General features: G+C 41.5%; 35 protein-coding genes. 13 read left to right on the top strand and 22 right to left on the bottom strand.

What is annotated here, in order from left to right; translation table 11 throughout:
• Positions 1-19: 19 nt before the first annotated feature.
• Positions 20-439: a hypothetical protein gene (locus FWE37_02875; GenBank protein ID MCL2519934.1), complete on the bottom strand. Its 420-nt coding sequence runs from the start codon at positions 437-439 to the stop codon at positions 20-22.
• 115 nt (positions 440-554) lie between these two features.
• A complete protein-coding gene (locus FWE37_02870) occupies positions 555-842 on the bottom strand; it encodes a hypothetical protein (GenBank protein ID MCL2519933.1) in 288 nt (95 codons plus the stop codon).
• 108 nt (positions 843-950) lie between these two features.
• Here FWE37_02870 and prfA point away from each other — a divergent pair, with 108 nt between their 5' ends.
• Together prfA and FWE37_02860 are read left to right on the top strand one after the other, a co-directional pair.
• Positions 951-2,015: a peptide chain release factor 1 gene (gene prfA, locus FWE37_02865; GenBank protein ID MCL2519932.1), complete on the top strand. Its 1,065-nt coding sequence runs from the start codon at positions 951-953 to the stop codon at positions 2,013-2,015.
• Positions 2,016-2,033: 18 nt separating this feature from the next.
• Positions 2,034-2,477: a DUF188 domain-containing protein gene (locus FWE37_02860; GenBank protein MCL2519931.1), complete on the top strand. Its 444-nt coding sequence runs from the start codon at positions 2,034-2,036 to the stop codon at positions 2,475-2,477.
• Here the strand turns inward: FWE37_02860 and FWE37_02855 are convergent.
• The 5 genes from FWE37_02855 to FWE37_02835 all read right to left on the bottom strand — a co-directional run bounded on the left by FWE37_02855 (position 2,474) and on the right by FWE37_02835 (position 6,914).
• Positions 2,474-2,848, bottom strand: coding sequence for a hypothetical protein (locus FWE37_02855; GenBank protein MCL2519930.1), 375 nt, complete (start codon positions 2,846-2,848; stop codon positions 2,474-2,476). The genes FWE37_02860 and FWE37_02855 overlap by 4 nt on opposite strands.
• A gap of 192 nt (positions 2,849-3,040) precedes the next feature.
• Complete coding sequence (locus FWE37_02850; GenBank protein MCL2519929.1) at positions 3,041-4,849, bottom strand: AAA family ATPase; 1,809 nt, start codon at positions 4,847-4,849, stop codon at positions 3,041-3,043.
• Positions 4,839-5,291, bottom strand: coding sequence for a PTS sugar transporter subunit IIA (locus FWE37_02845; protein ID MCL2519928.1), 453 nt, complete (start codon positions 5,289-5,291; stop codon positions 4,839-4,841). Before FWE37_02845 ends, FWE37_02850 begins: the two co-directional genes overlap by 11 nt.
• 80 nt (positions 5,292-5,371) lie before the next feature.
• Positions 5,372-5,845 (bottom strand): universal stress protein, encoded by a 474-nt coding sequence (locus FWE37_02840; protein MCL2519927.1) that lies wholly within the window; start codon positions 5,843-5,845, stop codon positions 5,372-5,374.
• Between the two features lie 106 nt (positions 5,846-5,951).
• A complete protein-coding gene (locus FWE37_02835; protein MCL2519926.1) occupies positions 5,952-6,914 on the bottom strand; it encodes a V-type ATPase subunit in 963 nt (320 codons plus the stop codon).
• Between the two features lie 177 nt (positions 6,915-7,091).
• Between FWE37_02835 and FWE37_02830 the strand changes: the two genes are divergently transcribed.
• From FWE37_02830 to FWE37_02820, 3 genes are read left to right on the top strand one after another with little or no spacing between them, the layout of a single operon-like run.
• Complete coding sequence (locus FWE37_02830) at positions 7,092-8,276, top strand: trypsin-like peptidase domain-containing protein (GenBank protein MCL2519925.1); 1,185 nt, start codon at positions 7,092-7,094, stop codon at positions 8,274-8,276.
• Positions 8,277-8,283: 7 nt separating this feature from the next.
• A complete protein-coding gene (locus FWE37_02825; GenBank protein ID MCL2519924.1) occupies positions 8,284-8,856 on the top strand; it encodes a recombination protein O N-terminal domain-containing protein in 573 nt (190 codons plus the stop codon).
• 3 nt (positions 8,857-8,859) lie between these two features.
• Positions 8,860-9,453 carry a hypothetical protein gene (locus FWE37_02820; GenBank protein ID MCL2519923.1) on the top strand — a complete coding sequence of 198 codons (594 nt, stop codon included), beginning with the start codon at positions 8,860-8,862 and terminating at the stop codon, positions 9,451-9,453.
• An 86-nt stretch (positions 9,454-9,539) separates the two neighbouring features.
• Here FWE37_02820 and FWE37_02815 read toward each other — a convergent pair whose 3' ends face one another.
• The 9 genes from FWE37_02815 to FWE37_02775 all read right to left on the bottom strand — a co-directional run bounded on the left by FWE37_02815 (position 9,540) and on the right by FWE37_02775 (position 16,569).
• On the bottom strand, positions 9,540-9,920 hold the full coding sequence (locus FWE37_02815; protein MCL2519922.1) for a hypothetical protein: 381 nt from the start codon (positions 9,918-9,920) through the stop codon (positions 9,540-9,542).
• On the bottom strand, positions 9,910-10,395 hold the full coding sequence (locus FWE37_02810) for a DUF4065 domain-containing protein (GenBank protein ID MCL2519921.1): 486 nt from the start codon (positions 10,393-10,395) through the stop codon (positions 9,910-9,912). Before FWE37_02810 ends, FWE37_02815 begins: the two co-directional genes overlap by 11 nt.
• 317 nt (positions 10,396-10,712) lie before the next feature.
• Positions 10,713-11,240, bottom strand: a complete 528-nt coding sequence (locus tag FWE37_02805) for a 2-oxoacid:acceptor oxidoreductase family protein (protein ID MCL2519920.1) — start codon at positions 11,238-11,240, stop codon at positions 10,713-10,715.
• A complete protein-coding gene (locus FWE37_02800; protein ID MCL2519919.1) occupies positions 11,240-11,989 on the bottom strand; it encodes a thiamine pyrophosphate-dependent enzyme in 750 nt (249 codons plus the stop codon). The genes FWE37_02805 and FWE37_02800 overlap by 1 nt, the downstream gene beginning before the upstream one ends.
• A complete protein-coding gene (vorB, locus tag FWE37_02795) occupies positions 11,989-13,047 on the bottom strand; it encodes a 3-methyl-2-oxobutanoate dehydrogenase subunit VorB (protein ID MCL2519918.1) in 1,059 nt (352 codons plus the stop codon). The genes FWE37_02800 and vorB overlap by 1 nt, the downstream gene beginning before the upstream one ends.
• Entirely contained in the window at positions 13,047-13,268 is a 222-nt protein-coding gene (locus FWE37_02790) for a 4Fe-4S binding protein (GenBank protein MCL2519917.1), read from the bottom strand. The genes vorB and FWE37_02790 overlap by 1 nt, the downstream gene beginning before the upstream one ends.
• Before the next feature lie 117 nt (positions 13,269-13,385).
• Positions 13,386-14,477: a leucine dehydrogenase gene (locus FWE37_02785; protein ID MCL2519916.1), complete on the bottom strand. Its 1,092-nt coding sequence runs from the start codon at positions 14,475-14,477 to the stop codon at positions 13,386-13,388.
• A gap of 49 nt (positions 14,478-14,526) precedes the next feature.
• A complete protein-coding gene (buk, locus tag FWE37_02780) occupies positions 14,527-15,588 on the bottom strand; it encodes a butyrate kinase (protein ID MCL2519915.1) in 1,062 nt (353 codons plus the stop codon).
• Positions 15,589-15,696: 108 nt separating this feature from the next.
• The gene (locus FWE37_02775; GenBank protein ID MCL2519914.1) at positions 15,697-16,569 is read right to left on the bottom strand and encodes a bifunctional enoyl-CoA hydratase/phosphate acetyltransferase; all 873 of its coding nucleotides are present in this window, start codon (positions 16,567-16,569) and stop codon (positions 15,697-15,699) included.
• A gap of 296 nt (positions 16,570-16,865) precedes the next feature.
• Here FWE37_02775 and FWE37_02770 point away from each other — a divergent pair, with 296 nt between their 5' ends.
• The 3 genes from FWE37_02770 to FWE37_02760 all read left to right on the top strand — a co-directional run bounded on the left by FWE37_02770 (position 16,866) and on the right by FWE37_02760 (position 18,082).
• Positions 16,866-17,471 (top strand): hypothetical protein, encoded by a 606-nt coding sequence (locus FWE37_02770; protein ID MCL2519913.1) that lies wholly within the window; start codon positions 16,866-16,868, stop codon positions 17,469-17,471.
• Between the two features lie 201 nt (positions 17,472-17,672).
• Complete coding sequence (locus tag FWE37_02765) at positions 17,673-17,882, top strand: DUF1902 domain-containing protein (protein ID MCL2519912.1); 210 nt, start codon at positions 17,673-17,675, stop codon at positions 17,880-17,882.
• Between the two features lie 5 nt (positions 17,883-17,887).
• The gene (locus tag FWE37_02760; protein MCL2519911.1) at positions 17,888-18,082 is read left to right on the top strand and encodes a type II toxin-antitoxin system HicA family toxin; all 195 of its coding nucleotides are present in this window, start codon (positions 17,888-17,890) and stop codon (positions 18,080-18,082) included.
• 40 nt (positions 18,083-18,122) lie between these two features.
• Here FWE37_02760 and FWE37_02755 read toward each other — a convergent pair whose 3' ends face one another.
• Together FWE37_02755 and FWE37_02750 are read right to left on the bottom strand one after the other, a co-directional pair.
• Positions 18,123-19,286, bottom strand: coding sequence for an iron-containing alcohol dehydrogenase (locus tag FWE37_02755; protein MCL2519910.1), 1,164 nt, complete (start codon positions 19,284-19,286; stop codon positions 18,123-18,125).
• 908 nt (positions 19,287-20,194) lie between these two features.
• The gene (locus FWE37_02750; protein ID MCL2519909.1) at positions 20,195-20,740 is read right to left on the bottom strand and encodes a hypothetical protein; all 546 of its coding nucleotides are present in this window, start codon (positions 20,738-20,740) and stop codon (positions 20,195-20,197) included.
• A 116-nt stretch (positions 20,741-20,856) separates the two neighbouring features.
• Between FWE37_02750 and FWE37_02745 the strand changes: the two genes are divergently transcribed.
• A complete protein-coding gene (locus FWE37_02745; GenBank protein ID MCL2519908.1) occupies positions 20,857-21,051 on the top strand; it encodes a type II toxin-antitoxin system HicA family toxin in 195 nt (64 codons plus the stop codon).
• On the top strand, positions 21,048-21,470 hold the full coding sequence (locus FWE37_02740) for a type II toxin-antitoxin system HicB family antitoxin (protein MCL2519907.1): 423 nt from the start codon (positions 21,048-21,050) through the stop codon (positions 21,468-21,470). The genes FWE37_02745 and FWE37_02740 overlap by 4 nt, the downstream gene beginning before the upstream one ends.
• On the opposite strand, the gene FWE37_02735 is transcribed toward FWE37_02740, so the two are convergent.
• On the bottom strand, positions 21,467-21,778 hold the full coding sequence (locus FWE37_02735) for a hypothetical protein (protein ID MCL2519906.1): 312 nt from the start codon (positions 21,776-21,778) through the stop codon (positions 21,467-21,469). The two genes, FWE37_02740 and FWE37_02735, sit on opposite strands and share 4 nt — an antisense overlap.
• A gap of 394 nt (positions 21,779-22,172) precedes the next feature.
• Between FWE37_02735 and murG the strand changes: the two genes are divergently transcribed.
• Genes murG through FWE37_02720 form a run of 3 tightly spaced genes read left to right on the top strand, consistent with a single transcriptional unit; the run spans position 22,173 to position 24,865 of the window.
• Positions 22,173-23,270, top strand: coding sequence for an undecaprenyldiphospho-muramoylpentapeptide beta-N-acetylglucosaminyltransferase (murG, locus tag FWE37_02730; GenBank protein ID MCL2519905.1), 1,098 nt, complete (start codon positions 22,173-22,175; stop codon positions 23,268-23,270).
• Positions 23,271-23,274: 4 nt separating this feature from the next.
• The gene (locus FWE37_02725) at positions 23,275-23,766 is read left to right on the top strand and encodes a CvpA family protein (GenBank protein ID MCL2519904.1); all 492 of its coding nucleotides are present in this window, start codon (positions 23,275-23,277) and stop codon (positions 23,764-23,766) included.
• Positions 23,756-24,865 (top strand): hypothetical protein, encoded by a 1,110-nt coding sequence (locus FWE37_02720; protein ID MCL2519903.1) that lies wholly within the window; start codon positions 23,756-23,758, stop codon positions 24,863-24,865. Before FWE37_02725 ends, FWE37_02720 begins: the two co-directional genes overlap by 11 nt.
• Here the strand turns inward: FWE37_02720 and FWE37_02715 are convergent.
• The 3 genes from FWE37_02715 to FWE37_02705 all read right to left on the bottom strand — a co-directional run bounded on the left by FWE37_02715 (position 24,862) and on the right by FWE37_02705 (position 26,430).
• Complete coding sequence (locus FWE37_02715) at positions 24,862-25,056, bottom strand: type II toxin-antitoxin system HicA family toxin (protein MCL2519902.1); 195 nt, start codon at positions 25,054-25,056, stop codon at positions 24,862-24,864. The genes FWE37_02720 and FWE37_02715 overlap by 4 nt on opposite strands.
• A gap of 2 nt (positions 25,057-25,058) precedes the next feature.
• Positions 25,059-25,268, bottom strand: a complete 210-nt coding sequence (locus FWE37_02710; protein MCL2519901.1) for a DUF1902 domain-containing protein — start codon at positions 25,266-25,268, stop codon at positions 25,059-25,061.
• A gap of 103 nt (positions 25,269-25,371) precedes the next feature.
• A complete protein-coding gene (locus FWE37_02705; protein ID MCL2519900.1) occupies positions 25,372-26,430 on the bottom strand; it encodes an FAD-binding protein in 1,059 nt (352 codons plus the stop codon).
• Positions 26,431-26,736 lie beyond the last annotated feature (306 nt).

Below are 26,736 nucleotides of genomic sequence, written 5' to 3'. Positions count from 1 at the left end.
GGGAGTGTACAAACAGTGCCTAAAGAAAATCAATAAGAGAAAACTTAAATTCACGATAATATTTAGGATTAAGGTAAGGTCTTTCTTTAAAGAAATTATATTTGGCTTCCCCAAACTTGTTATAGGCATCTATAAATATACAAAGTACGACTTTTAACGTCTCCTCTTTTCTAAAAAAACATCTGCTTTTTCGCCTAAATCCCGCCACATAATGCCTTATATCTGCATTAGTTCCTTCAATAATATAAGTATCACTTTTATCATTAATGTTTTGTATAAGTTTACCCTTAAAGAAGTCCACAGCTTGATAAACAGGGCAACCATCTGTGTAATAATTACTTGCGTTATATGTGCTATCGACAATCTTTTGAATTTGCCCTACATTAACAGATGTACCAACTTCAAAACCTAATATTTGCCTAGGCTCTCTGCTAACCATTGTCATAATATAGGTGTTTATGCCTTTCTCGTAACCTTTTCTTGTACCTATAAACCAATACAATTCATCAAGCTCAAAAGCTTTTCTTTTGGTTTTACGGCTCTTTTGTACCTTTTTATGGCTTTTTTTTAATAACCTCCTCCTCTTTAAGCCATCTATATATATTTGATTGGTGCATATTAAAAAATTTTCCTACCCCTCTACCTGTATTCCCTAGAAAATAAAGCTTTTTGGCTTCTTTTCTTTCTTCTTCGCTGTATATCCATTTTTTCTTAATCGGAGTATATGTATGCTTACATATATAACATAGAAATCTCTGACTTCCAGCTTTCGTAAAACCTTTTTTCATTTGCCCAGTTTGCTCTCCACATTTAGGGCATATCATTTTTTTGCTCTCTTCCATTCATTTATTTTAACAGTTTAGACAGCTTTTGTACACTCCCTATATTATGAAGAAACCATAGGCCTGCCCTTGTAAATTATTACACCCTTTGGTATACTGCTAACAGCCATGCAAAACATTAATGAAAAAATTAAGCCTTTTTTAGCCCGCCACCGCGAGCTAAACACCGAACTTAGCGACCCCAATGTGGTGAAAGACATAAAACGCTACCGAACCCTCAGTCAAGAATTTGCCCAAATTGAGAGTGTGGTAACGGCTTACAACAACTATACCCAAACTGCTCAAAAATTAAGCAGCGCCGAAGAGTATGCCAAAAGCGAAGAAGATACCGAGCTTAAAGCTTTAGCCCAAGAAGAAATAGCCGAGCTTAACCAGAGCCTAGAGCAGCAAGAGCAGGCCTTAAAGTTACTGCTTATCCCGCCCGACCCTTTAGCCGGTAAAAATATTATTATGGAAATACGCGCCGGTACCGGCGGCGAAGAAGCCGGCCTTTTTGCCGCCGACCTTTACCGAATGTACACCCGTTACGCCGAAAATATGGGCTGGCAATATGAGCTTATCGATGTAAACGAAAGCGAGATTGGCGGCTTTCGCGAAGTTATTTTTAGCATTACCGGGCATGGCGTGTATGGCAAACTACGGTACGAATCGGGCGCGCACCGTGTGCAGCGTATCCCGGTAACCGAAAGCAACGGGCGCCTGCAAACCAGCGCCGCCACCGTAGCCGTCCTGCCCGAAGCCGAAGAAACCGATATTGAAATACGCAAAGAAGATTTACGCATAGACACCTACCGCGCCAGCGGGGCCGGCGGCCAGCACATTAATAAAACCGATAGCGCCGTGCGTATTACACACATTCCTACCGGTGTGGTGGTGGCTATGCAAGATAGCCGCAGCCAAATTAAAAACCGCGAAAAAGCCATGAGCATTTTACGCAGCCGCCTTTTTGAGGCCGAAAACGAAAAGAAAAACAAAGAACGCAGCGACAGCCGTAAAGGCCAAGTGGGCAGCGGCGACCGCAGCGAGCGTATACGCACTTATAACTTTCCACAAAGCCGGGTAACCGACCATCGTATTAACTTAACGCTGTACAAACTAGACCAAGTGATGAACGGCGATTTAACCGAAGTCGTAGACGCTTTAACCCTAGCCGATGCCGCCGATTTTGAATAAACTTTGGCATAGATAGCTATGAAACAGCTTTTTATTGATGCCGATAACTTTCCGCAGCTGGCCGTAAGCTGGCTGGCAGATGAAGCCGCCAAGTTAAAGCTGCCCTTATATTTAGTGGCCAACCATTTTAGCCGGCCGATGAGCTATGGCCGGCAAATTACTACCAGCAGCCAAAAAGAAAGCGCCGATAATTATATCATTACCCACATTACTGAAGAAGATTTAGTTTTTACTTTAGATTTATTATTGGCTCAAAAATTAGAAGAAAAAAAAGTTTTAGCCGTAAACCATTTAGGCGAGCAACTAAGGAGCGAACTGCTTAAAAAAAAATTATTGGAACGTAACTTAATGTTAAATTTAGGGGAAAACGCTAAGAACTTAAGGCCAAAACAAAAAAGTTATGGCCCTAAAGAGTTAAATAATTTTAAAGAAAGATGTATTCCCCTATTAAAAACCTTTTAATTTATATTATGGCCTTCATCTCTAAGAATCTCTCTAATTCTGCTCTTATCACCTCTGAATAGGTCAAACTCCCCATTAAGCGGAGTAAGAGTAACACTGCCTCCTTCGTAATTGATGGTAAGAGTACCGCTGGTAACTTCCATTCCATACCAAGTTATACCCATAAAGTTATCCTGCTCGGCAACACGGGCATTAATCGCATCTTTAGCTGCATCAAATTGGGCCGAACTCATAAAATGCGCTTCACTCTCAGTACTTAAAAGGGCCTGAAACACAACGGCGTAACCGGTATTATCGTTATCTTGAGCGCAAGCCACCAATCCCAAAGAGGCAATCGCTATTAATAATACAATAATTAATTTTTTAAACATAATACTCTCCTTATACTTTAATAAGTATATATTTTGAAATTTTAGTACGTACTTTTATAAAGACTATATATCAATAATCACTTTTTGTAAAGTATTATAACACTCAAAATAAAACTTTTATAGACGAATAATAAAATAATATAGTGCAATATTTTACGAATTGCACTATATTAAGGAGGCTCTTAAAAACTACTAATTTTTAGCAAATAAGCCTGAGTATCTGGCCCGGCCGGCTTTAACATTAATAAGCTCTTCGTCATCGGCAAAAATACGCACCTTAGTTTTAGCCCTTGTTAAAGCGGTGTAAAATAATTTATTATCAAACAAGCGTTGACTGCCGTAAGGAATAACCAAACAAACCTCGTTAAACTCGGAGCCCTGACTTTTATGCACGGTAATAGCGTAAGCCACCTGCCAGTGGTTAATAAGCGCCAAAGGGACAACTTTATCGCCAAAGCAAGCTAAATAGCTGCCGTCTTGTTCTATGATGACCGCTCGGTCGCCGTTATTTAGCTCGAGGTTAGGCAGGTTGGCCGTTACCATAATGGGTAGCCCGGTATAAATATCTTTTTTATTAATACCCTCACTGATGGCTGTGTTTAAGTTATCGCTGCTATAAAGGCCATCACTCCGCAAAGGGGTAATAATAATAAATTTAGCCAAAGCTTCGTACAACTTATGAGATTGAGTATCGTTAAATAAATTTTTATAATAATCGGCCTGTTGCTTAATAAAAATAGTATAATTTAATTGGTTAAAATTATAAAAAGTAACTTTATCGCTTTGGGTATTAACCAGCTCTTCTTTAGCGGCTTTAATAGCGGCCGGCTTAGCGCCAAGCACAGCCGTAGCAAAGTTAAGGATTTGCCTATCGGAGCGGTAACATTTAGTTAAGCTAACCACTTGCGGCTGCAACGGTTTGCTGTGCAATAGCTCGGTTAAAATAGCCCCTACCCCAACGCTGGGCAGCTGATTGGCATCGCCAATTAAAATGAGGCGGCAATCGGCCGGTAAGGCCTTAAGCAGGGCGTTAAACAAATAAAAATCGAGCATACTGCTTTCGTCAATGGCTATTAAATCGGCTTTAAGTTTATGCTCTTCGTTATAATAATAACCGGCGTCGCCGGGGTTATAACCCAACAATTTATGCAAAGTGCCGGTGGCTTTAATGTAAGGTTTGATGGCCTCGTTGCGCTGTAATTCTTCGGCCATACGGCTGGCCGCCCGCCCGGTAGGGGCTGTAAGATAAATAGCCAAATCTTTATTGCTGTTAGCCAGCAGATACCCCTCGATAATATAACTAAGCGCCGTTGTTTTACCGTAACCCGGCCCGCCGGTTAAAATTAATAATTTATAGGCCAAAATAATGGGAACAGCCTCAAAAATTTTGTGGTAAAGGGCCTGCGGGTCGTCTTTATCGCTAACTAACCGGCTGTTGGCTAAGCTGTTACTTAAGCCGGCCGGCCAACCGTTATTCATCAGCAATAAACTATCGGTTTTTAAAAAATTTAATAAATTAGTTTTTAACTCTTCTTCAAAATGCCGATGGCCGCTCAGGTAAATTAAGCCTTTATTATCCATAAATAAAGGCAATTTATGCCAGTTGCCGGCTAAAAGGTCGCTTAGCTTGGATTGCGTCAGCTTAGTTAGCTCTGTCATTAAACTCAGCTGCTCGGCCGATTGGTCATCTGTAACATCTTGGGCTATGGCCAGTTTTAACGTTAAGGCGGCTACCCATTCCTCCGCTAAAGTTGTTACCTTAGCGGCAGGCAGAGCTAAGCTGCCTAAGCTATAGTTATAAAACACTAAAGCCACTAAAAAGCCGGCGGCCAGCTGCTCATCTGCATTTCCATCTAAATTAGCACAAGCTTTTAAGGCCGCATAACGGTAATGCACAGGCAAATTGAGTACAGCTAAAGTATCTAAAAAAAAGGTAGCTTTTTTAAAGTCCTTTGCCGTAAGAGACCCTTGCCATAAACTGTAATAAAGGCTATTTGGCATTGTTAAAAACGGTTAAAACTTCCTGCACATTGGCAGCCGATATTAAATCACGGCAAAAAACTTTATTACGAGTAGCTTTAGCTATTTCGCTTAACGCCTCAATGTGGGCCGAAGCATAGTTGGGATTGGCCAAAATTAAAAAAAACATTTTAACCGGCCGGCCGTCTAGGCTATTAAAGTTAATCCCTTTAGGCGAAATCCCTACCATTATCTCGATAGTTTCTACCGCCGCCGTTTTAGCGTGCGGAATGGCTATTTCTTCGCCCAGCCCGGTGCTGCCTTGCTTTTCGCGGTTAAGCACCGCTTCGTAGGCCTCTGCCACATTACTAATGGCTACATTTTTACTTAAGGCCGTAACCAGCTCGTGCAAGGCCTCTTCTTTAGTGGCCGCCAGCAAAGGCACTTTAATATTTTTTTCGGTAAGATTAGCTAAGATCCCCATCTTCTTCTCCTTAAAATTAGATGACAAACTATAATTATAACACTAACATGCGGTTATTGTCTAGCTGCAAAACCAGCCAATTAAACCGCATAAAAAAACTTTTTAATACGTTCGCTATCTTTAGCAATAATGGTGGAGCAAGGAACCAACTTAATAATGTGCTCCACCTCGTTATAGGCGCTTTTATGGTATTTTAGTTCGCCTACCACCAACAGCTCTACTTGGTGCTTTATCACCGCCGCATTAATATTTAAAGAGGCATTGCCTTTTACCTTAATGGCCATACTGCTGATGTTTTTAAGCTTACTCAGCTCGGTAAATTGGGCCAAATGCCTATCGGCATCGTCATTGATATTACTTTGATATTCCTGCCGCTCGCTCTCCAGTAAAATACCGGCCTTAACCAATTCTTCCAGCGCCATCGTATTAACATTGCTAATACCATAAAGCGTAGAAGAATACCTTTTAGCTAAATAGATGGCATGCAGCAAAGCAATATAAGCTTCCTCACTGCCATCAAGATATACCATTAGTTTGCCGTTGTTACTGTACATTTTTCCCCTTTGTTAAGTATTACACGAAGGTACAAATTTAGCAACTTTTTTTTCATATTTTTTTAAAAAAAATCTAATGTTATCTTTCAAAATTAATTATTTTGTTTTAACTTTGGTAATAATGGTGTTGTAAAATAGTTTTTATTTCTTTAAACTCGGCTAAAACCAGCCAATAATAAGCCATTACGCTGGTTACATTGGCTTTTTTATCGGCCAGCATATTAATTGCTTGCTCCTTTAAAACACTCGTTTTAGCGGCCTCTATAAAACTAACTATATTATACTCTAGCTGCGGATTATTAAGATGATAGTTTACCTTGAGATAATTAATAATTTTTATATCGTAAGCCGATAACTCCTTTAAATTATCTAAGGTTAAGTTACCGCCCTCTAAATAAAGCTCTTCTAAAATTAAGACCGTAGAGGTACGCAGCTTGACGGCGTTAATTAAATTTTCAAAATCTAGCCAGCTGCTTAAAAACCGGCCGGCCGCTAACCTACCGGTACCGGTTAGTTGGTTAATGGCTAATAATAACTTACTAAAGAAAAACCTATCGAGCTCTAAGTTAATTTGGTAGCTATTTTTATTAGCCGTCTCCATAATAATTTGGCCGTAAGGGGTATAACTAAGCAGCTGGCTAAAGCTGGCTAAACTGCCGGCGCTTAATAACTGATTGTAAGGGATTGGCCACAAAATAAGGTCCTCTAAAAATAAAGTTTTGCCGTTTAAAGGTTTTTTAAAAACCATTTGGCTAAACCATAAATTAATTACCATCTTTAAATTATCTACTTCAAAGCCGGTAAGCAAGGCTTTAACCAAATAGCTGGCTAAAGCCGGTTGTAAATCTTTAAACAAATTAATCTCTTCTTGTAGTAAAGCCAGCTCAGCTTTGGCAAAACTGCCTTCTTTACGGTAGGTTTTAGCGTAGCTGGCGTAGTAGCCGTCTTCTAATAACTTTAAAGCTATATTAAAATTAGGCGCATTGGCCAGCTGGATTAACTCGTGGTGAGATATTCTTTTAGATAACCTTTCTTTTAATTTAGCGTTAAGATAAAGATAGTTAGCCATAGTACCGCCTTTGGTTTAAATGTTTAGTTATACCGCTTAATATAGCTATAATATCCAGCTATTTTTAAGCTGCGGCAATAGGCCTTAAGCAAAGGAGCTGCCGGCCTAAATAAACTAGATAAAAAAAGATAGCTCTACCGGTAGTAAATTACTTTACCTTATGATATATTATAACTTATGGTGCGTTATTATAGCGCTAAGCAAGTAAGCTTTTTGTGCCTGCTTAGTGTAACTTTAGTAGTCATTTTATTATTAATTACCGGGCGTTTACAACTAACGGCTCAAAGTGCGCCGCCCTTGCCCGGCCTTATGCAAAGTCCCGGTCTTAACATTACCGTTAGCAGCGGCGAAGGGCGGTACTTTAACGATGACGAACTTAATAACATAACCATTTACAATAACCACAACGAAGCCGTTGTTTTTATTAGTACCGAAGTACTTAGTTACAACTGGTTTTTTGAGGCCGTTCCCCGCAGCGGCGGCAGCGGCAGCGGTTTTATCATCGATGAACGCGGTTATGCTCTTACTAACTACCATGTTATTAGGGGGGCTAACCGGGTTTTTGTCAGCCTTGCCGATGGCAGCCAATTTGAGGGCGAGGTAATCGGCAGCGACAGCGAAAACGATATTGCCCTCGTCTATTTTAACAGCAACGGCCTGCCGCTTACCACCTTAACTTTTAACGACAGCCTAAATTTGCGCGTCGGCCAGCGGGTACTCGCCATTGGCAACCCCTTTATCTTTGAGCGCACCTTAACCACCGGTATTATCAGCGGCTTAGGCCGCCCTTTACGCGGCATAGGCGGTACGATTATTCAGAATATGATTCAAACCGATGCCGCCATTAATCCCGGCAACAGCGGCGGCCCTTTGCTTAACAGCAGCGGCGAAGTTATTGGTATGGCCACCATGATTTACTCGCCCTCAGGCGGCTCGGTGGGTATCGGCTTTGCCGTGCCCAGCAGCACCATCTTACGTGTATTAGGCGACCTTATGCTCTACGGCGAAGTTAGGCGCGGCGGACTGGATATAGATTACATCTTTTTAAGCGCCGGGTTAGCCCGTTTTGCCCGCTTACCCATCAGCGAGGGACTGCTGGTGTCATCGGTAACCCGCAACGGAGCGGCGGCCAGAGCCGGCCTGCAAGGCGGCAATCCACGCTCGGCCGTACGTGTTTCGGGGCGCAGCGTAAACTTAGGCGGAGATATTATCTTAAGACTTAATGGTATTGAGATGCGCCGCCCCAGCGATTATTTTACGGCCCTAGAAGAAACCCGGCCCGGCGACCGTATAACGGCCACCATTTGGCGTGATGGGGAAGAATTTGAGCTGGAACTAGAACTAACGGCGCGTAATCAATAATTTATTTATGGATATTAACGATACCGCCTTAATACTTTACAAACAAGATAACGGTAAAACTAATCGCCGCCTAGCTTTACTGAGCAAAGAGCAAGGCTTAATATGGGCGACGGCCTTTGGGGCGGCTACCGGCCGCAGAGCAGCCCTGAGTAACCCCTATAGTTTGGCTGAGATTAAACTAGAAAAAAAAGGCGATTTTTTAAATATCATCGATGTAAAACTTAGCCACCACTTTAATTTGCCTACTTTAAAGAATTTTTATTTGGCTTCTTTTTTTAGCGAGGCTATCATCACTAGTTGGGCCGGTGGGGGTGATAAGCGTTTTTTTAATTTATATAACTCGCTCTTTACGGCCCTCGAGGCAAATAAACCCAATATCTTACCCTGTTTTTTAATTTATTTTTTACATTTTAATGGGCTACTACCGCAAGCTTTTTTTACCGATAATGAACTTAAGCTTATAGCCAGCCAAAACTACGAGCAAGTTTACCGGCAAAGCTGGCCTAAGCAACCGCAGCTGCTTGCTCTTTTAAAAAAAAATTTTAAATTAAAGAGCCTTACTTTAATAGATGAGAACTAAACGTTGAGAGTTAATAATTTAATTTTATTAATAATATTTTTATTTTTAATAAACCCTCTTTATGGAGTAACATTTAACCATAACTTAGATAATGCTAATATCATTATCGAGGGAGTAGGTTGGTCGCACAGCGGTAACTTTGCGTATCTTTACACGGCTACTCACCCCGCCGCTATCGATTATGGTTTTGTTATTATTAACGCCGTAAGCGATGAAGTACTTTTTATCCTAGAAGAACGCCATACCGAGCCCATTAACTTTAGAGATAACCGGCAAGGACAAATTAATGCCGCCCTTAACCGCCATAACATTGTAACCAATCCCGGCCGCGCTGAGGCGCTGGGTTTTACCCTTAACAACATTAACTTTAGGGTAGAAATGCGGGGCGCCACCAGTTATCAAATAGTTATTTTTAGGGGAAATGCCGTAAAAAGTGTCGCCAGCGGCACTTTACAAAGCGGCTGGGCCAGTATTACGCCGCGCTGGGTAGTTATTAGCCCCTTTGAACGGCGAGCCGTTATTATTAGCCTTATTTTAAAGCGCGGCAATGTTTTAGTACCTAAAATAACCGGCGCTCATTTGGATTGGGGATTTTAAGCCACTTGTGGCCTTTATAAAGTGGTTAAGGCTGCAAATATTTATCATATTATTTTCTGCTTACTAATAAGAAAAATTTGCATTTATTACTTATCTTCATTATTAGCATATTTTTTGGCAAAATCAAAAAACTTTTTTAATAAGTCTGCCATAATTACTGTAGCCAACGCTATGCCTGCCGTACGCGATGTAGATAAAAAAGCAATACTCCATCTTTGAAAGAACGGCTGAGCTTTATCATCTCCAAAAGTCATCTCTGATACCGGTAAAATAAAAAGGAACAAAATAGGCAGAAAAATTAATATAAATATTATGGCTATCTTATGTATCCTATGAAGCAGTAGCTTAGTTTTATGTCCTGCATTCTTAATGGCTTCTTTACGCCCATAATCAGGGTCATCGCCTATCTTATCACTAATATTGGATTTTCCGCTAGTAAATTTGCCAAATTCGTTTTCATGATTCATTTGACAATACCTTTTTAAAATCGAGCATTATATCATAATTATCCATTGGAGCATATTTTGCTTCTAATAAATTATAGGTTTTATCCCATGCGGTTCCTTTTTCATGTGTCCAATTAACAAGCTCACTCGCTGTCCAATCGCCAAAAACTCTTAGAGTACCTTCAATAACATCATTATATTTTTTAAGTTCTTCTTCAAGCATGCTAAGCTTTACATTATTTAAACTACCCTTATTTTTAAGTTGTTTTTTATGCACACGAGGAAATACCGGGCCGTAATCCCAAGCTTTTGGTCTTTCTGTAAGAAGTTGCTCATTATAAGCCGCAAAGTAAAGGCCATAACAAATATAAAGCCATTTTTGTATTTTAGTTACATTAGGTTCTTTGCCAAGTTCACGAGCTTTTTGATTTAGATAAATGGCAAAATCAATGCTATCTACTTTGCCAAATGCAGCTAATTTATCGTTAGTATTCATATTACCCTCCTCTTCAACTCATTTTACTTATAGTATACTCTATTAAAGCATTTTTTAACAGCATTTTTTCATTTTTTTCAAAAATACCCTATCATTGCTAACAGCCATAAATTTTTAACACATTTGTAGCCATTAGCTGGTTGTTAATAGCTTAGCCACAAGGTATAATGCTGTGTGTTGGCTAATTAAATATTTTTGTTAGCTTTTCACTCCTCTCCTTAAACTAGAAGGTGGCTTAGATGCAAATCTTGGCCACCTTCTTCCTTTAACTATTAACTGGTAATTATTACCTAGTAAACAGAGGGCAAAGCCCCTGTTTACTCCAGTCCTTTTTTCACGGCTTCCATATTTAAAGGGATAAGCTTTGGGTATTTAGCCCCAAATTTTTGCTCCAGCACCTGCCCAATGTCATCAATGGTAAACAGGGTACCGGCCTTTAAAAAAGCTGCCAGCATAACCATGTTTTGCACCTTTAAATTACCTAAATGACTGGCAATATTAGTGGCATCTATGGCTACCACCGTAACATCATCACGCGCAATTTTTTGGCTAATAACCGAGCTATTAACAAATACAAGGCCGCCCTTTTTTACTTTTGGCAAAAACTTATCGATACTAGGGCCGTTCATAGCCACTAAAATATCGATACCGCTGGCCACAATAGGCGAGCCGATTACTTTATCGGCAATAATAACACTACAGTTGGCGGTACCGCCGCGCATTTCGGGGCCGTAGCTGGGCATCCACGTAACTTCTTTGCCTTTGTTCATCGCAATGGTAGCTACAATTTGGCCTAGCGTTAAAACGCCTTGCCCGCCAAAACCCGAAAATATTATTTTAGTCATTATTTGTCTCCTCCCGCATCTTTATAAACACCCAGCGGAAAGTACGGTATCATTTGTTCTTCCACAAATTTTAAAGAATCTAAAGTCGACATACCCCAGCCAATGTTACAGGTGGAAAGGACCTCGACCAGCGAAAAACCTTTGCCCTCTATTTGGTTTTGAAAGGCTTTTTTAATAGCTTTTTTGGCCTTTAAAATATGCGGCACACTATGCGACGACACTCTTTCGATATAAGTGGACGAAGGAATTTGCGCCAATACTTCGCTGGTTTTAAAAGGTAACCCCTGATTATTAGCTGCGCGGCCATAAGGTGAGGTGCTGGTTTTTTGGTTAATAAGGGTGGTTGGCGCCATCTGTCCGCCGGTCATACCATAAATAGCGTTGTTCACAAAAATAACGGTAATATTTTCGCCCCTATGCGCTGCATGAATAATTTCGGCGGTGCCGATACTGGCTAAGTCGCCATCACCTTGATAAGTAAAAACAACGGCATCGGGGTTAGCGCGTTTCACGCCGGTGGCCACTGCCGGCGCACGGCCGTGCGCGGCCTGAATGGCATCGCAGTTAAAAAACTCGTAAGCCATTACGCTACAGCCCACACTGGCTATTAATACCGTTCTGTCTAGGACACCTAGCTCGACCAAACTTTCGGCCACCAGCTTGTGGATAATACCATGCGTACAGCCCGGGCAGTAAGTAAGCGGAAAATCGGTAAGCCCTTTACTTTTTTCATAAATAACTTTTGCCATTACTTAGCCTCCCTCAAAATTTCTTGCACCTTAGCCGCAATTTCTTCGGGCTCAAAAATAACCCCGCCGGTATGGCCTAAAAAGTGCACAGGGTATTTACATTCTACCGCCAGTTTAACATCGCCCACCATTTGCCCCATATTTAACTCGATGACCAATAAGGCCTTAACGCTTTTAGGCAGGTTAGCAAAACTTTTATTAGGAAAGGGCCATAAAGTAATAGGGCGGATAAGCCCGGCTTTAACACCGGCCGCTTTAAGTTCTTCTATGGCATTTAAAGCGATACGTGCCGGTATTCCGTAAGCTACAATCACTACTTCATCACCTTCGCTCACGCGGCTTTCGGCCAGCTCTTCGTTAGCCTCAATTTGGGCATAACGTTTAAAGCGGTCTACATTCATTTGCTCTAGCTGCTCGGCCACTAAACTTAAGCTGTTAATAATATTGCGCCTGCCGCGTTTGCCGGCTTCGCCGTTAGCTATCCAGCTTTTATCGGTTTTTTCTTGCAAAATTTCTTTAATTTCTACCGGCTCCATCATTTGGCCCAAGATACCATCACCCAAAATCATTACCGGCGTGCGGTATTTATCGGCCACATTAAAAGCCTTTTGGGTTAAATCGGTGGCTTCTTGCACGCTGCTTGGGGCATATACCGGCAAGTGATAGTCGCCGTTACCGCCGCCGCGCGTCGCTTGGTAATAATCGCCTTGCGCCGGTAAAATACTGCCTAAACCCGGCCCGCCACGCGAAATATTAACGATAACGCACGGTAAATCGGCCCCAGCTAAATAGCTAATCCCTTCTTGTTTTAAAGCCATACCGGGCGATGAGCTGCTGGTCATTACCCTAATGCCGGCCGCTGCCGCACCGTACACCATATTGATGGCGGCTACTTCGCTTTCGGCCTGCACAAAGTGGCCGCCGCTTTTTTCCATAATGGCCGACATATGCTCGGGTATTTCGTTTTGCGGGGTTATGGGATAGCCAAAAAAAGCTTTGCAGCCGGCCTTAAGAGCGGCCTCAACAATAGCCTCGTTCCCTTTCATTAATGCTTTCATTATACATCACTCTCCACTGTAATGACACTATCCGGGCAGATACGCGCACACATAGCGCAAGCCGTACATTTAGCCATATCGGTACAATAAGCCGGGTTATAACCCTTAGCATTAACCTTAGCCATATCGAGGGCTAAAATTTTTTGCGGGCAAGCCGGGATACATAACTGGCAACCTTTACACAGCTTTTGCTCGAAGGTTACTCTATTTTGTTTAGACATTAAAAAACTCCTTATTAAGTTAAAAATTGAAAGGTGAAAATGAATTGCCTAATGCCACACTTGCTGCCGTTTACAATAACAAACAACAGCTTTCACCTTTCAGTTTTCACTTTTTAACTAACAACAGCCTCTATTAGGCAAATAAATAGCTTTGGTATTTTTAATATACTCTATACGTTGTTCGGCCATTAAATCGGCAGTTTCGTGCGGCAACATATTTTTTTCTTTAGCCATCGTTAGTAAATCGAGCATGCGGTGGTAAATACGTTCTATATCACGCACGGCAGCTTCACGGTTATAACCTTGCAACTCGTGAAAAACGTTAATTACGCCACCGGCATTGGCTACATAGTCGGGAGCATAGGTAATTCCTTTATCCTGCAAAGCTTTGCCATGTACCGGCGCATCTTTAAGCACGTTATTAGCCCCGCCGCAAACGGCTTTACATTTTAATTGCGGAATGGTGTTATCGTTAATGGTAGCTCCTAAAGCGCAAGGGGCATAAATATCGCACTCTACGCCGTAAATTTCTTCTAGACCAACGTCTTTAGCCCCAAATTCGCTTACCACACGTTGAACGCGGTCGGCATCAATATCGGTAACTACAAGTTTAGCGCCGGCTTTGTGTAAAAACTCACACAGGTAGTAACCCACGTTGCCTAACCCCTGCACGGCTACCGTTTTACCTTTAATATCATCGCTGCCGTAAACAAATTTAGCGGTAGCCAATAACGATTTAAACACACCGAGCGCGGTGTAAGGCGATGGGTCGCCGCTACGGCCGGGCAAGCCCACCACGTTATCGGTTTCTTCGTTAATATACACCATATCCTGCGTGCTGGTGTTCACATCTTCGGCGGTAATATAACGGCCATTTAACCCCTCAATGTAACGGCCAAAGGCTCGCCAAAAAGCTTCACGCCTAGCCGGGTCTTTGCGTATAGCTTTAACATCGCCAATAATTACGCTTTTACCGCCGCCTAAAGCTAGGCCGGCCATTGCGCTTTTGTAGGTCATGCCTTTTGCTAAGCGCAGCACGTCTTCTACCGCCGTTTCTTCATCGGCGTAATCCCACACTCTGGTACCGCCTAAAGCCGGCCCGAGTACCGTGTTGTGAATACAGGTAATAGCCTTTAAGCCTGTATTTTTGTCGTGAAAAAAACAGAGTTGTTCATAACCATACTTTTCCATGTAACCAAACTTATCCATCGCTGTCTCCTTTAAAAAAAAATAATAACTATCAATTAAGAATTTTTAATTAATAGATTTTTGCTTCTTCTTCGCCCTTTAGCACCCTTACTGCTCCCTGCGCTAAAGCCCTTAGCTCGTCTTCGCCGGCCTGCACCACGACAGGGGCAATAAACTTAACCTTTTCGGTTATACCACCGGTAATGTATTTACTATGGGCAATACCTCCGGTTAAGATAATGGCATCTACCTTACCATTAACAACGGCAGCCATCGCCCCGATTTCTTTGGCCACTTGATAGGCCATCGCATCGATGGCGGTTTTAATTTCGTTATTACCGGCTAAAGCTTGTTCTTCCAGCTCTCTTATGTTGTTATTGTTAAAGTAAGCCACCATACCGCCTTTGCCGGTAATCATCGTTTGTATTTCCTTAAGACTATAGCTGCCGCTAAAACTTAAGCGGGCCAAATCACCGGCCGGTAAACCGCCCGAACGTTCGGGGCTAAACGGCCCTTCGCCATCAAGGGCATTATTAACATCTACCACCTTCCCTTTATGATGAATACCCACCGAAATACCGCCGCCCAAGTGGGCTACAATTAAATTAACATCGGTGTACTTAACGTTATGCTCGCGGCAATATTGCCGCGCCATTGCCTTTTGGTTTAAAGCATGAAAAATAGAACGCCGCTTAAGTAGCGGGTGGCCGCTTAAGCGGGCCACATCGTCTAGCTCATCTACCACTACAGGGTCTACCACAAAGGAAGGTTTGCCAATGGTTTGAGCAATTTCATCGGCAATTAAACCACCCAAATTACTGGCATGAATACCCTGTAATCCTTTGTGTAAATCGCGCTTCATGGCTTCGTTAATGGTGTAAGTACCGCCGGCCAGCGGTTTAACCAGCCCGCCGCGCCCTACGACCGCCGCTAACTCGCCGGCCTCCACGCCGGTTTCTTTTAAAAAATTTAAGATAGCTTCTTTTCTAAAGTCGTATTGGTCCGTTAGCTCTTTAAACTGAGCCAGCTCGGCCATATCGTGTTGTAAATTTTTACTAAATAACTCTTTATCTTCTTCAAACAAACCAATTTTTGTCGAGGTAGAACCGGGGTTGATAATGAGTAACTTCATTTTTTATATCCTTTGTAAAAAATTATATTTAACTGGATTGCTTCGCTGCCGCTGGCAATGACAGATTTATTTAAAATTAAATGCTTTCCCCTAAAGGCCGCAAGCGGCTTAAAATAACACACCCAAAGCGATAGAGATAAGCTTACTCTCTACACTATCGGCCCGCGATGTTAAAATAACCGGCCTTTTAGCCCCTACCACCACACCACCGCTTTGAGCAGCCGCTAAAAAGTTTAAGGCTTTGTACAAAATATTACCGGCCTCGATGTCGGGGCAAAATAAAATATCGGCCTCGCCGCCCACCGGGCTGTTAATGCCTTTGATAGCGCAAGCTTCGCGTGATACGGCATTATCTAGGGCCAGCGGCCCATCAATAATAGCCCCTTTAAAGCCGCCGGCCTTAGCCTCTGCTACCAGCTTAACATATTCTAGCGTTACCGGCATTTTTTCATCGGCCTTTTCTTTAGCAGCCAGCAAAGCCGCCTTCGGCTCCGGTATCCCTAAATTTTGCACCGCCGTAATGGCATTTTGTAAGATATGCCGCTTAGCTTGGTAATCGGGCGCTATGTTAATGGCGGCATCGGTTACAAATAACAATTTAGGGTAGCTGGGTACCTTAAAGGCCGCCAAGTGCGAAAGCAAATTGCCCGTACGTATACCGGCTTCTTTATTCAGCGCCGCCTTCATAATAACAGAGGTATCGCAAAGCCCTTTCATTACGGCATGGGCCTTGCCCTCGCTCACCAACTTTACCGCCATTATACACGAAGCAGCCACATCGGCCTCGTGAATCACCTCAAAATCGGCTAAGTTAATTTTAAAGGTTTCGGCGATAGCTTTAATTTTAACTTCATCACCAATTAAGGTAAAATCGGCAAGGCCCATCTTTTTAGCTTCGTGCACAGCCTCCAGTACGTGTTCATCGTGCGCCGCACTTACACTGATACGCCCGCCACTTTTAGCTTTAGCCAGAGCAAACAAACTACTTATGTCGTTAATAATATTGGTACCCCTTTGTTTATTATAGCACAGCTTAAAAATAACTCAATATAATTTTAAAGAAATTTTATGTATTTTTTAAAAAACTGAATAATTGCTTAATTATACGTAATAACAAAGAGGTAATAGGTAATAATTAACAGGTAATAACCGAAGGAAGCCGCCTTTGGCGGCGTTTATTAACTATAAGTTATTACCTGTTGCCTATTTTTTACGCCTCTTGTAAAAAGATAAACTTTAAGATAGAATAACAAAATATAAAGAAAACGGAGATTTTTATGTTAAAAACCTTAGCCATTATTATGGCCTTAATTTTAGCAGCTTGCGGCAATAGCAATAATAGCCTTTTGCCTTTTAACGGTGCCATTGGCGACCCTTTAACGGCCATACTAAACAGTGATGGTATCCCCAGCGAAATTAATGCCCGAGATTCCAGCATACTGTTTATTTATGATAATATCCGCTGGCAAGGGCAAACCGGCGATTTAATTTTTAATGCCGGCGCCGATGGTATGGTAGAGTTTATTGCCTTTACCATCACCAGCGGTGATAAAACCGAACTGCTTAACCATTTGTCTTCTATTTTTACCGAGATAGAAGCTATCAGCTTTGCGATGGAATTTATTACTACCAACATAGAGGCTATGAACGCCGAACGCCAGTTTTATTTAGAGCACATGCCGGAAGAAGAGCACCAAATGGTAAACGACCACTTTGATACTAGGATTGAAAACACACAAAACCAAATAGCCAGCATTCGTGAGCAAGTAGCCAGCGGGAACTTTGCCATTTTTAGCCACCAAAACTATTTGGTGCAATTTAGCGATTTAAGCACCCCTTTTGACCCTGTAAACTTTCAGTTACTCTTTTATACCAGAGATTAATAAGAAAATAATAAGTACTAGATAATAATTAATAGCCGAAGAAAATCCCTTTTTAGAGTTTATTGCCGCTTGGACCGGGTTTGTTTTAAATTTAATGTAGCAACTACAACTAAAGCCCTGTATTGCAGGGTTTTAGTTTTTACTGGCTATTTTGTTAACAAAAGTTTTGCCTTAACCTTTAAATTGTGCTATAATTAACTTATGGACTTTACGATAAAAATTGATTGGGACGAAGAAACCAATGGCTGGTACGCCATTAATGACGAGCTACCCGTAGCCACCGAAAGTAATAGCTATGATGCTTTAATTGAAAAAGTTAAGGTTATGGCCTATGAAATGTTAGAAGATAACCATAATGGAGCTAAAGCTAAGTTACACTTTGTAAGTGAGCGGACAGAAACTTTAAGATAATATTAATGGATAATTACGAAAAGAAAGTGAGAACCCTTTTGCTTAAAAATGGCTGCTATTTTGTGCGGCATGGCAAAGGCGACCATGATATTTGGCATAGCCCCATCACTAACCGTAACATTACCGTTGATGGGAAGATAACTAAACGCCATACCGCCAACGGTATTATGAAAGAGGCCGGCATTAACCACAAATTTTAAAAAACCTCACCAAGTAAGTGAGGTTTTTATTAAGTACAATTTATTTCTGCGCTAACAGCAATATCTCTTTTACTTTAGCGGCGTTTATGCTGCCTTTTTCCCCCAGCAAAGCGCCGCGCTCGGCAAAACGTCGGCTAACTACTTCGGGCGCATCGGCGGCGATAGCGGCGCATTCGCTGATACGTACCGGGCTTTTAATAAACCTAAAAAATTCTTCGGTAGCCTCGATAGCTTTTTTAGCCACTTCGTCTTCGCTGCCACTTAAACCAAAAACATTTTTGCCGTAAACGGCCAGCTTTTCTTTTTTAATATCAAATTGCACACGCAGCAAACTAGGCAACACAGCGGTTAAAGTTTGGCCGTGATCCACACCGTACAAGATGGTTAATTCGTGCCCAATCATATGAGTAGCCCAATCCATCACGCCCACACCCATACCGATGTACCCATTTAAGGCCATAGTAGCGGCAAACATTAAGCTGCGGCGGGCTTCTAAATCGCCTAAGTTTTTCATTAGGGCCGGCGCACTATCGTTTATCAGGCTTAACAGCACGCCTTCGGCCCAGCGGTCTTGCAGGTAAGTGCCTTCACGACCCACCAAATATTGCTCGGTTACATGGACAAAGCTATCGGCAATACCGTTGGTGGTTTGGCGTTGGTCTAGGGTTAAGGTGCAGCTTGGCTCGCAAATAGCGAACATCGGCACCGTATACGGCGAGCCGCAGCCTTGCTTTTTACTTAACTCAATATTACTAATTACAAAACCGTTGTTCATCTCGCTGCCGGTGGCCGGCAAAGTAGCAATCACACCCAGCTCTACGGGCACAATATGCACGCGCTTATTCATAATATCTTCCCACGCATCATTGCCTTCATACTTGGCAGCTAAGGCAATAAACTTGCTGGCGTCCATTACGCTGCCGCCGCCTACGGCGAGCACAAAGTTAAGTTTTTCTTTTTTAATAACTTCGGCCGCTCTTATGCAGGTATCGTAATGTGGGTTGGGCTCTATGCCGCTAAACTCCACAAAGTGCAGTCCTTCTAGGGCAGCTTTGGTGCGCTCGTAAATGCCGTTGCTTTTAATGCTGCCGCCGCCATATAAAAATAGCACGCGGGCGTTATTGGGTAGGTAAGTTTTGAGTTTTTCAATCTTTTTTTCACCAAAGATGAGGTTGGTGCGGCTGGCAAAGGTAAAATCGACCATTAGGGTGTCTCCTTAAATATTATTGGGGTTGTTTTAGGTAGTTTAACATGGATTGAGGGAGAGGGCAAGGGTAGATTGTTAAAATAATTTTTATATGCTATAGTAATTAAAATTAGCCTCTCGGCTAATGGCGAACAGCCTTGCGTACCGCTTCAAATTTAATTTGGAGGTGTACCATGAACGTAGAGAAAAAAATACTACGAGCCGTGTTGTTTGCGACATTTATGCTCGTAGTTCTACAACGACTATACTAAATATATAGTTAAAAATTTTCTTAGGGTGGTTACAGCCACCCTAAGTTTTTATATAGTTATAATAACTTAGAACAGGCCATTTGTCAAGATATTTTCACCCTTTGCACGATTAATATGGCTACAAAAGATGAGATGTACGGCTGGTAAAGGTAAAACCTATCATTGGGGTTTTCCTTAAATATTTGTTTGAGGTTGATTGAAGTAGTTTAACACGGAGGGCAAGGGCAGATTGTTAAAATAATTTTTATGTGGTAAGCTATAACTAGCCGCATAATGGCTAATGGCGAACAGCTAGCGTACCGTTCTAATTTTAATTGGAGGGTAGGCAAATGTGTGTAGATAAAAAAATACTACGAGCACTGTTAGTCATAACTTTACTGCTCGTAGTTGCACAAAAACTATATTAAATATAGTTTTCAATTTTTCTTAGGGTGGTTACAGCCACCCTAAGTTTTTATATGCCTATAATAACTTAGAACAGGCCATTTGTCAAGATATTTTTTAGCTTTGCAGGGGCGATTAATATGGCTACAAAAGATGAGGTTAGTGCGGCTGGCAAAGGTAAAACCTGCTATTAGGGGTTCTCCTTAAATATTTGTTTGAGGTTGATTGAGGTAGTTTAACACGGATTGAGAGAGAGGGCAAGACAGTATTTTAAAGTTTTTGAGCAGCTGTTTCAATTTTATGATGTAATTCATTTATTATTTTATCTATAGCAATAAATTTTTCTTTATAAGTATTTACATTATTGTTCTTAATTTCATCACTTATAATAGTTTTTATGGCTTCAAAGCTGTAAACTTTGTCATTAATGTAAGTTGCAAAAAGCATATCAATACTATCTGCTATTTTATTCATTTCATCAAAACTTGATTTCATTTCCTTAAAATATAAATAAATAACCATCTTTACTTGTGTCAGTAAATCTAGTCTCAATTTATTTTCATCTTCTATGTTAGCATACATTTTTTCAGCATATATTTCTTTATCCAAAAATTCAATATAGGCAATTATTTTGCCATACATAATCGATAAATGCGTTAAATTTCTACTTAATTGCTCAAGTTTTTCTCTTTTAGAGGCTTTATGTTTACTCTTTTCTTGTAAGTGGTATGTTATAATTGTACCAACAACTGAAAGCCCCGCACCTATTATTAAGTAGATAGCTGGTATAATTGTCTGTATTAACTGTTCACTCATCTGATTTACCCCTTAAAATCTACAATACCTATTAAGGCCCATATTGTCAACTATAATTTTTGTGGCACTCCCTTTTTCACCCTTGACAAAACACCTTTTAAGTTGTATATTATCGTATGACCGGTAAGCAAATGCTTAAATTTTTAGAGAGTAAAGGTTTTAAGTTAGTAAGAATAAATGGTAGCCATCATGTTATGCAACATAGTGATGGAAGAGGTACGGTTGTACCCATTCATGGTAAAGACGAACTTGGTAAAGGTTTAAAAAACTCTATACTAAAACAAGCTGGCCTTAAACAGGGGGATATATGATTTATTACGCATTATTACATGAGACCGAAGAAGACGAAATAGGTTTTTGGATAGAATTTCCCGACTTAAATGGTATTGCTACACAAGGCGATACCTTAGAAGAAACTTTGGCTATGGCCGAAGAATGCTTAAATGTTTGGCTTGATGAACCCGACCCGGAGGTAAAATTTAATAAACCCACCAATTTTGAAGGGCAAGCCGGTTACTACCCCATCAATGTTAAGCCCAACATTGCCCTAGCCTTAAAGCTGCGCTGGGTGCGGGAAGAGGCTAAACTTACGCAAAGCGATGTGGCTAAACGGCTAAATATTTCCTATCAAGCTTACCAAAAACTGGAAAGCCCTAGTAAGAATAATGCCACCCTAAAAACTATTGAAAAATTACAAAATGCTTTAGGGGTTAAATTGATAAGTATTTAAGCCCTTTCTACCTGTAAAGGCTTTCCAGCTCCTTTAAAAAATTTAGTAAAAATAGCAAAAAATGGCCCATCTTTATCATTTAACCTAAGCTCACGGGTAATTTGCTCAAAGTTTTTACTACGGCTTAAAGCATCAAAAAGTTTTAACAAAAAGCGTAAATCGTTATCTTCTAAGGCTACTTCTATACCGGCCAAAACATCTTCTTTGCTATTAATTATTTCCGCCAAATCCCACTTGGCAACTTCAAAATCTTCTTCTGTTAAACCAAGTTCAGCCGGCTCTTCGGTTCTTTCCTTTAAATCTTCCATTTGCTTACTCCTCATGCTCTTTTAATATTTTTTTAGCTTGCTTAATATCATTTGTTTGACTATCTTTATTGCCGCCAAAAAGTAAAATAATTATCTCATCGTCTCTTTCTATGTAATAAATTCTATAGCCTAACCCAACACGAAGCTCTTGAATGCCATTACCATTAACAATATATTTACCATCGCCGCTATGGCCATCTTGTAATCACTCTATATATTTAGCTATGGCAAATTTACCTTTATGGTCTTTTAATTTAGCAAGCCATCTTATAAACGACTTGGTTCGTACCACCTCTTTCATCGCTAAGAGTATATCTTAAATATAGCAAAAAAACAAGCAAAAGTGCGGCTAGTTACCTTTACACCACCTCTCAAAACCTGCTATACTACCCTCATGAAGATAGCCCTTACCGGCGGCGGCACCGCCGGCCACGTTTACCCCCTACTCGCCTTAGCAGAGGAACTTAAGCAGCGCGGCCACCTTAACGACCAGCCCCTAAGTTTTATCTACATTGGTCAAAAAGGCGGCGTAGAAGAACAGCTGGCCGAAGCAGCCGGCCTCCCCTTTTACGGCATAACCGCCGGCAAGTTACGGCGTTACTTTAGCTTTAAAAATTTTAGCGATATTTTTAGGGTATTTAAAGCCTATAAACAAGCTAAAAAAATTTTAAAGCGCGAACGGCCGGCCTTACTGTTTAGTAAGGGCGGTTTTGTAACGGTACCGCCGGTCATCGCTGCCGCTAAGCTGGGCATACCGGTGTACATTCACGAAAGTGATAGCGATTTAGGCCTAGCCAACCGCCTTGCCGCCCGCTTTGCCAAAATTATTTTTGTACCGTATCAAGAGACTAAAGAGAGCTTAAAGCCTAGTTTTAAAGATAAAACCATCGTTAGCGGCAACCCCGTTAGGGCAGCTATGGCGCAGGGTAAAACAGATACAGCTAATCAACTTTACAATTTAAAAGAGAACGATAAAGTTATCTTAGCACTGGGCGGCTCATCGGGGGCGTTGCAGGTAAATAATTTAATAGCAGAAATCGCCCCGCAGTTAGCCGGTAAAGCTACCATTATCCATCAAATGGGTAAAAACTTATACAAAGAAAGTAAGCAGCCGCATTATCAAACCTTTCCTTATATAAATGAGCAGCTGCCCCACCTTATTGCGCGGGCCGATGTCGTGGTAAGCCGGGCCGGCGCCGGGGCCATCTGGGAGTTTGCCGGCTTGCAGGCGGCTTGTATCTTTATCCCGCTGGGTATGCGCGGCGACCAGCTGCGTAACGCTAAACTGCTTGAACAACGCGGAGCGTGTCTCATTTTAAGCGGCGAAGAGGCTACCGCCGATAATTTATTAACTGCCATCAATACTTTACTAGAAAATGAAACCCAGCGTTTAGCGTTAAAAAAAGCGATTGGCGGATTAATCACCATAAATTCTACGGCCTTTATTGCCGATAAAATTATCAAAGAGCTACAAGGAGAGGCCGCTGGCTAACATTATGGTTGTTGATATATTAATTATAGGCTTTTTACTTGCTTGCGTTATCGCCGGCCTAGCGCAAGGACTAACGCGTACAGCCGGTAATATTGCCAATATTATTTTAAGCCTGATTATCTCGGCCCTATTACACCGCTGGGTACTAAGTTTAATTATCCTTACTCCTATCTCGGGCTTTTTTGGCAGCCAGCATTGGGCGCTTAATTTAACTTATGTACTTACCTTTTTTATGGCTTTATCGCTGCTGGATTTACTGCGGCATATCTTTTTTGGTTTTTTACGCCGCTTACCCTTGCTTTTTCTCGACCGCTTTTTGGGCCTCTTTTTAGGTATCATCAGCGGAGCTTTATGGACTACTATTTTAATTACCTTTATATATATGTTCCCGGTCTTTAGGGCGCCGCAGTGGCTTACCACACCGCTGGCCAACTTCTTTTTATATTATGCCACACAGGTACAAGCCGGCTGGCAGGTTATAGCCGGTGTTTCCTAACCTCATTGGTCAAAAAGGTGTTAAAGATGGCTTAACTAAAGCCATCACCACTAACCAATTAGCGCCGGCTATGCTTTTTTACGGCCCTAGTTATAGCGGTAAACTCACCGCCGCCCTAGAGCTGGCGCGTACATTATCGTGCAGCCAAAAGGCCGCATGGCAATGCGATTGCCGCAACTGCGCCGCCGCCCGTAAATTACTTAGCCCCTACACCGTTATGCTGGGCAGCCGTTACTTTAAGCCGGAAATACAACGTACCGGCGAAACTTTTTTAGCTAATCAAAGCCCGATAGGGTTAATCCTCTACCAACGTACCGTACGTAAATTACTGCGCCGTTTTGATAGTTTTTTATGGGAAGACGATGACAGCCGCTTTAAAAAAGCCAAACCCCTCATCTTGCCGCTGGCCGAGCAGCTGGATAGCCTCGATTTAACTAACACCACCAACCTCGCTAATGAAATTGAAGCTATTAACGCTAAAGCCTTCGAGCTGGCGGGTATCCTTGATAACTATGCGGTAAATATCGGGCAAATCAGGCGGCTTAGCAGTTGGGCGCGCAGTAATGCCCAAAATAACAAAATCGTTATTATCGAAGAAGCCGACAAAATAGGGGTCGCCGCCGGCAATGCTCTGCTTAAAATATTGGAAGAACCCAGCGAAAAGTTATACTTTATCCTCATCGCTAAAGAACGGCAAAGCCTGATGGAAACTATCGTGAGCCGTGTGCGGCCTTACCACTTTACGGAGCGCAGTGCAGCCGATGAAGCCGAAGCGCTCAGCCGTATCTTTAAAACAACCGGCAGCAGTTTGCAGCAATTTTTTGTGGCTTTGCCTAACCTAAACGAGTTAGCCGCTAGTTTTTATAATGGTTATAAAACTAAACAAAACTTATACAGCTTATACCCTAAAGAGCTTGATGATTATTTTGCGGCTTTTTTAAGCGAGATTGTTAAATTAATACAAGACGATTTACTTTGCGGCCGCCTCTCCATCTACGAAGCCGAAGAGTTTAACGCAAAACTTAACCGGGCTAAACAGCAATATACCGTTTACCGCCAAAGCCCGCAAAGTTTGGCCGAGTGGCTTTTTTATAGTTAAAACTTATGGTTAATACCGGCATCTTTCATAATCTTGTTGGCAGTATGACGTGGTTTTATCGTGTGAGGAACGGTAAAGTTTTTATGAGTTATGGGGCTATGCCAAGTTTCATGGCTACCTTTACTGCTCCTTACAAAGTAACAGCCATTTTTAAGCAAAATAGCTTTAACCAATTTTTCATAACCATTCATAATTAACTTAAAGCTTCAACACGACCGCTAACAAAAAATAAGTTAGCTTTAGCTCCATTATGGTTGTCCTCCAGCATTTCATAAGCTATAACCTTAACCTTTTCGATTAAAGCATCGTAGCTGTTACTATCGGCAGCTACAGGTAACTCATCGTTACTAGCGCACCATCTTTCGGTTTCTTCGTCCCATTTAACATCTATTGTAAAGTTCATAGTTTAATTATAGCATAGGTTGCCCACAAAAGCAAACAAAACCTACACTAAATTAATTAAGAATTAAAAAGCAATAATTAAAAACTTTAGGTCCTTGTTACTATTAGCTCAAAATAGGGATACTCTGTACTCCGCTTTGCATAATTATATTACGGGCCAGCGGGTTATACATAAGCGGATACTTTAAATATTTAGCTAAAAGTTTAAGCCGTATCTTGCGGGTGCCTTTACGGTAAGCCCAATTCGGTTCCGCTCTAGAGGTATTATTAAGGCATTTTGCCAGCAGGTAGCCGCTATCAAGGGCATAACTAATCCCTTCCAGCGAGCTGGGACTAATAAAGCCGGCGGCCTCGCCAATTAAAAAAGCGCCGTTACGGCCGTAACAGTAGTTACGCGGCCCAAAAGGTTTTAGCACTTGGCAAGCCTCTGTTTTAACGGGGTTATCCAGTTTAAAGCCGTAAGGTTTTAATTTTTCTTTAAGAGTTTCAAAATCTTGTTTACCGGTTTTTATATCGAAGGCCCCGCCAAAGATAAAATGCTCATCTTTGGTAAGCCCCCAAGCATAAGAGCTGGTCGTTGCTGGGTCGAAGACACAAGAATAAAACGGTGTGCTATGCACATCTTTAAACCATTGCTGGATAGCTAAATATTTATAAATTTTAAAATCTTTATACAAACTGCGGCGTACCAGCGAATTAGCCCCATCGGCCCCAACAATATATTTGGCCTGTATGGTTTTTAGGGTTTGGCCTTCTTGATAGGTAACTTCGTAGCTTTCTTTCGCCGGCTTTACGGCTGTAACTATAGCCTTACTGTGCACCTCGATATGCTGTGGAATTTGGCCCAGCAGCCAAAGGTCAAATTTATGCCTATCCAAATTAATATAATAACGCTGATAATGGCGGGTAAGGCCGCTTTTTACATCGATGGTACGCACGCTAAAAATTTGCGGGCTAACGATAATATCTTTAGGTAAAGTTATGTTAAACATCGAGAGCGATTTTTGCGCGTCGGGGGCCAACAAGCCGCCGCAAGGCTTAAAAAAACCGCCCTCGCCGGCCGGCGATTTTTTATCGATGGCGATAACCTTTAAATTTTTATTAAGGTATTTAGCTAAAAAGGCTCCTGCCGGGCCAAGCCCAATCACCGCTACATCGTACATAAAAATAATATTATCATAAAAATTAAAAATTAAGAAGTAAGAATTAAAAATTGGTAACTACCCCTTTATAGTCCCAATAGTATTTATCGATAGCTAGCTAGTCTAGCAATTTTATCTAGCCAAACCAACCTTAAAAAATATCAAAATTTTCCAAAATATTTCCTCAAGTGAAGAAATAGTCAACCGTAGTTAAGAAACGGAAGATGAAAGATGACTTTCACCTTTTAATTTTATTTACTTAAGGAGTAAAAAATGTTAGATACCACAGGGTTATTTAACCCCCTAGAATCCGCAGCCCATAAACTG

This window comes from Spirochaetaceae bacterium (assembly GCA_009784515.1).
Classification (GTDB): domain Bacteria; phylum Spirochaetota; class Spirochaetia; order WRBN01; family WRBN01; genus WRBN01.
The sequence above is the reverse complement of the archived record's forward strand: the minus strand, read 5'-3'. Positions and strand labels throughout refer to the sequence as shown.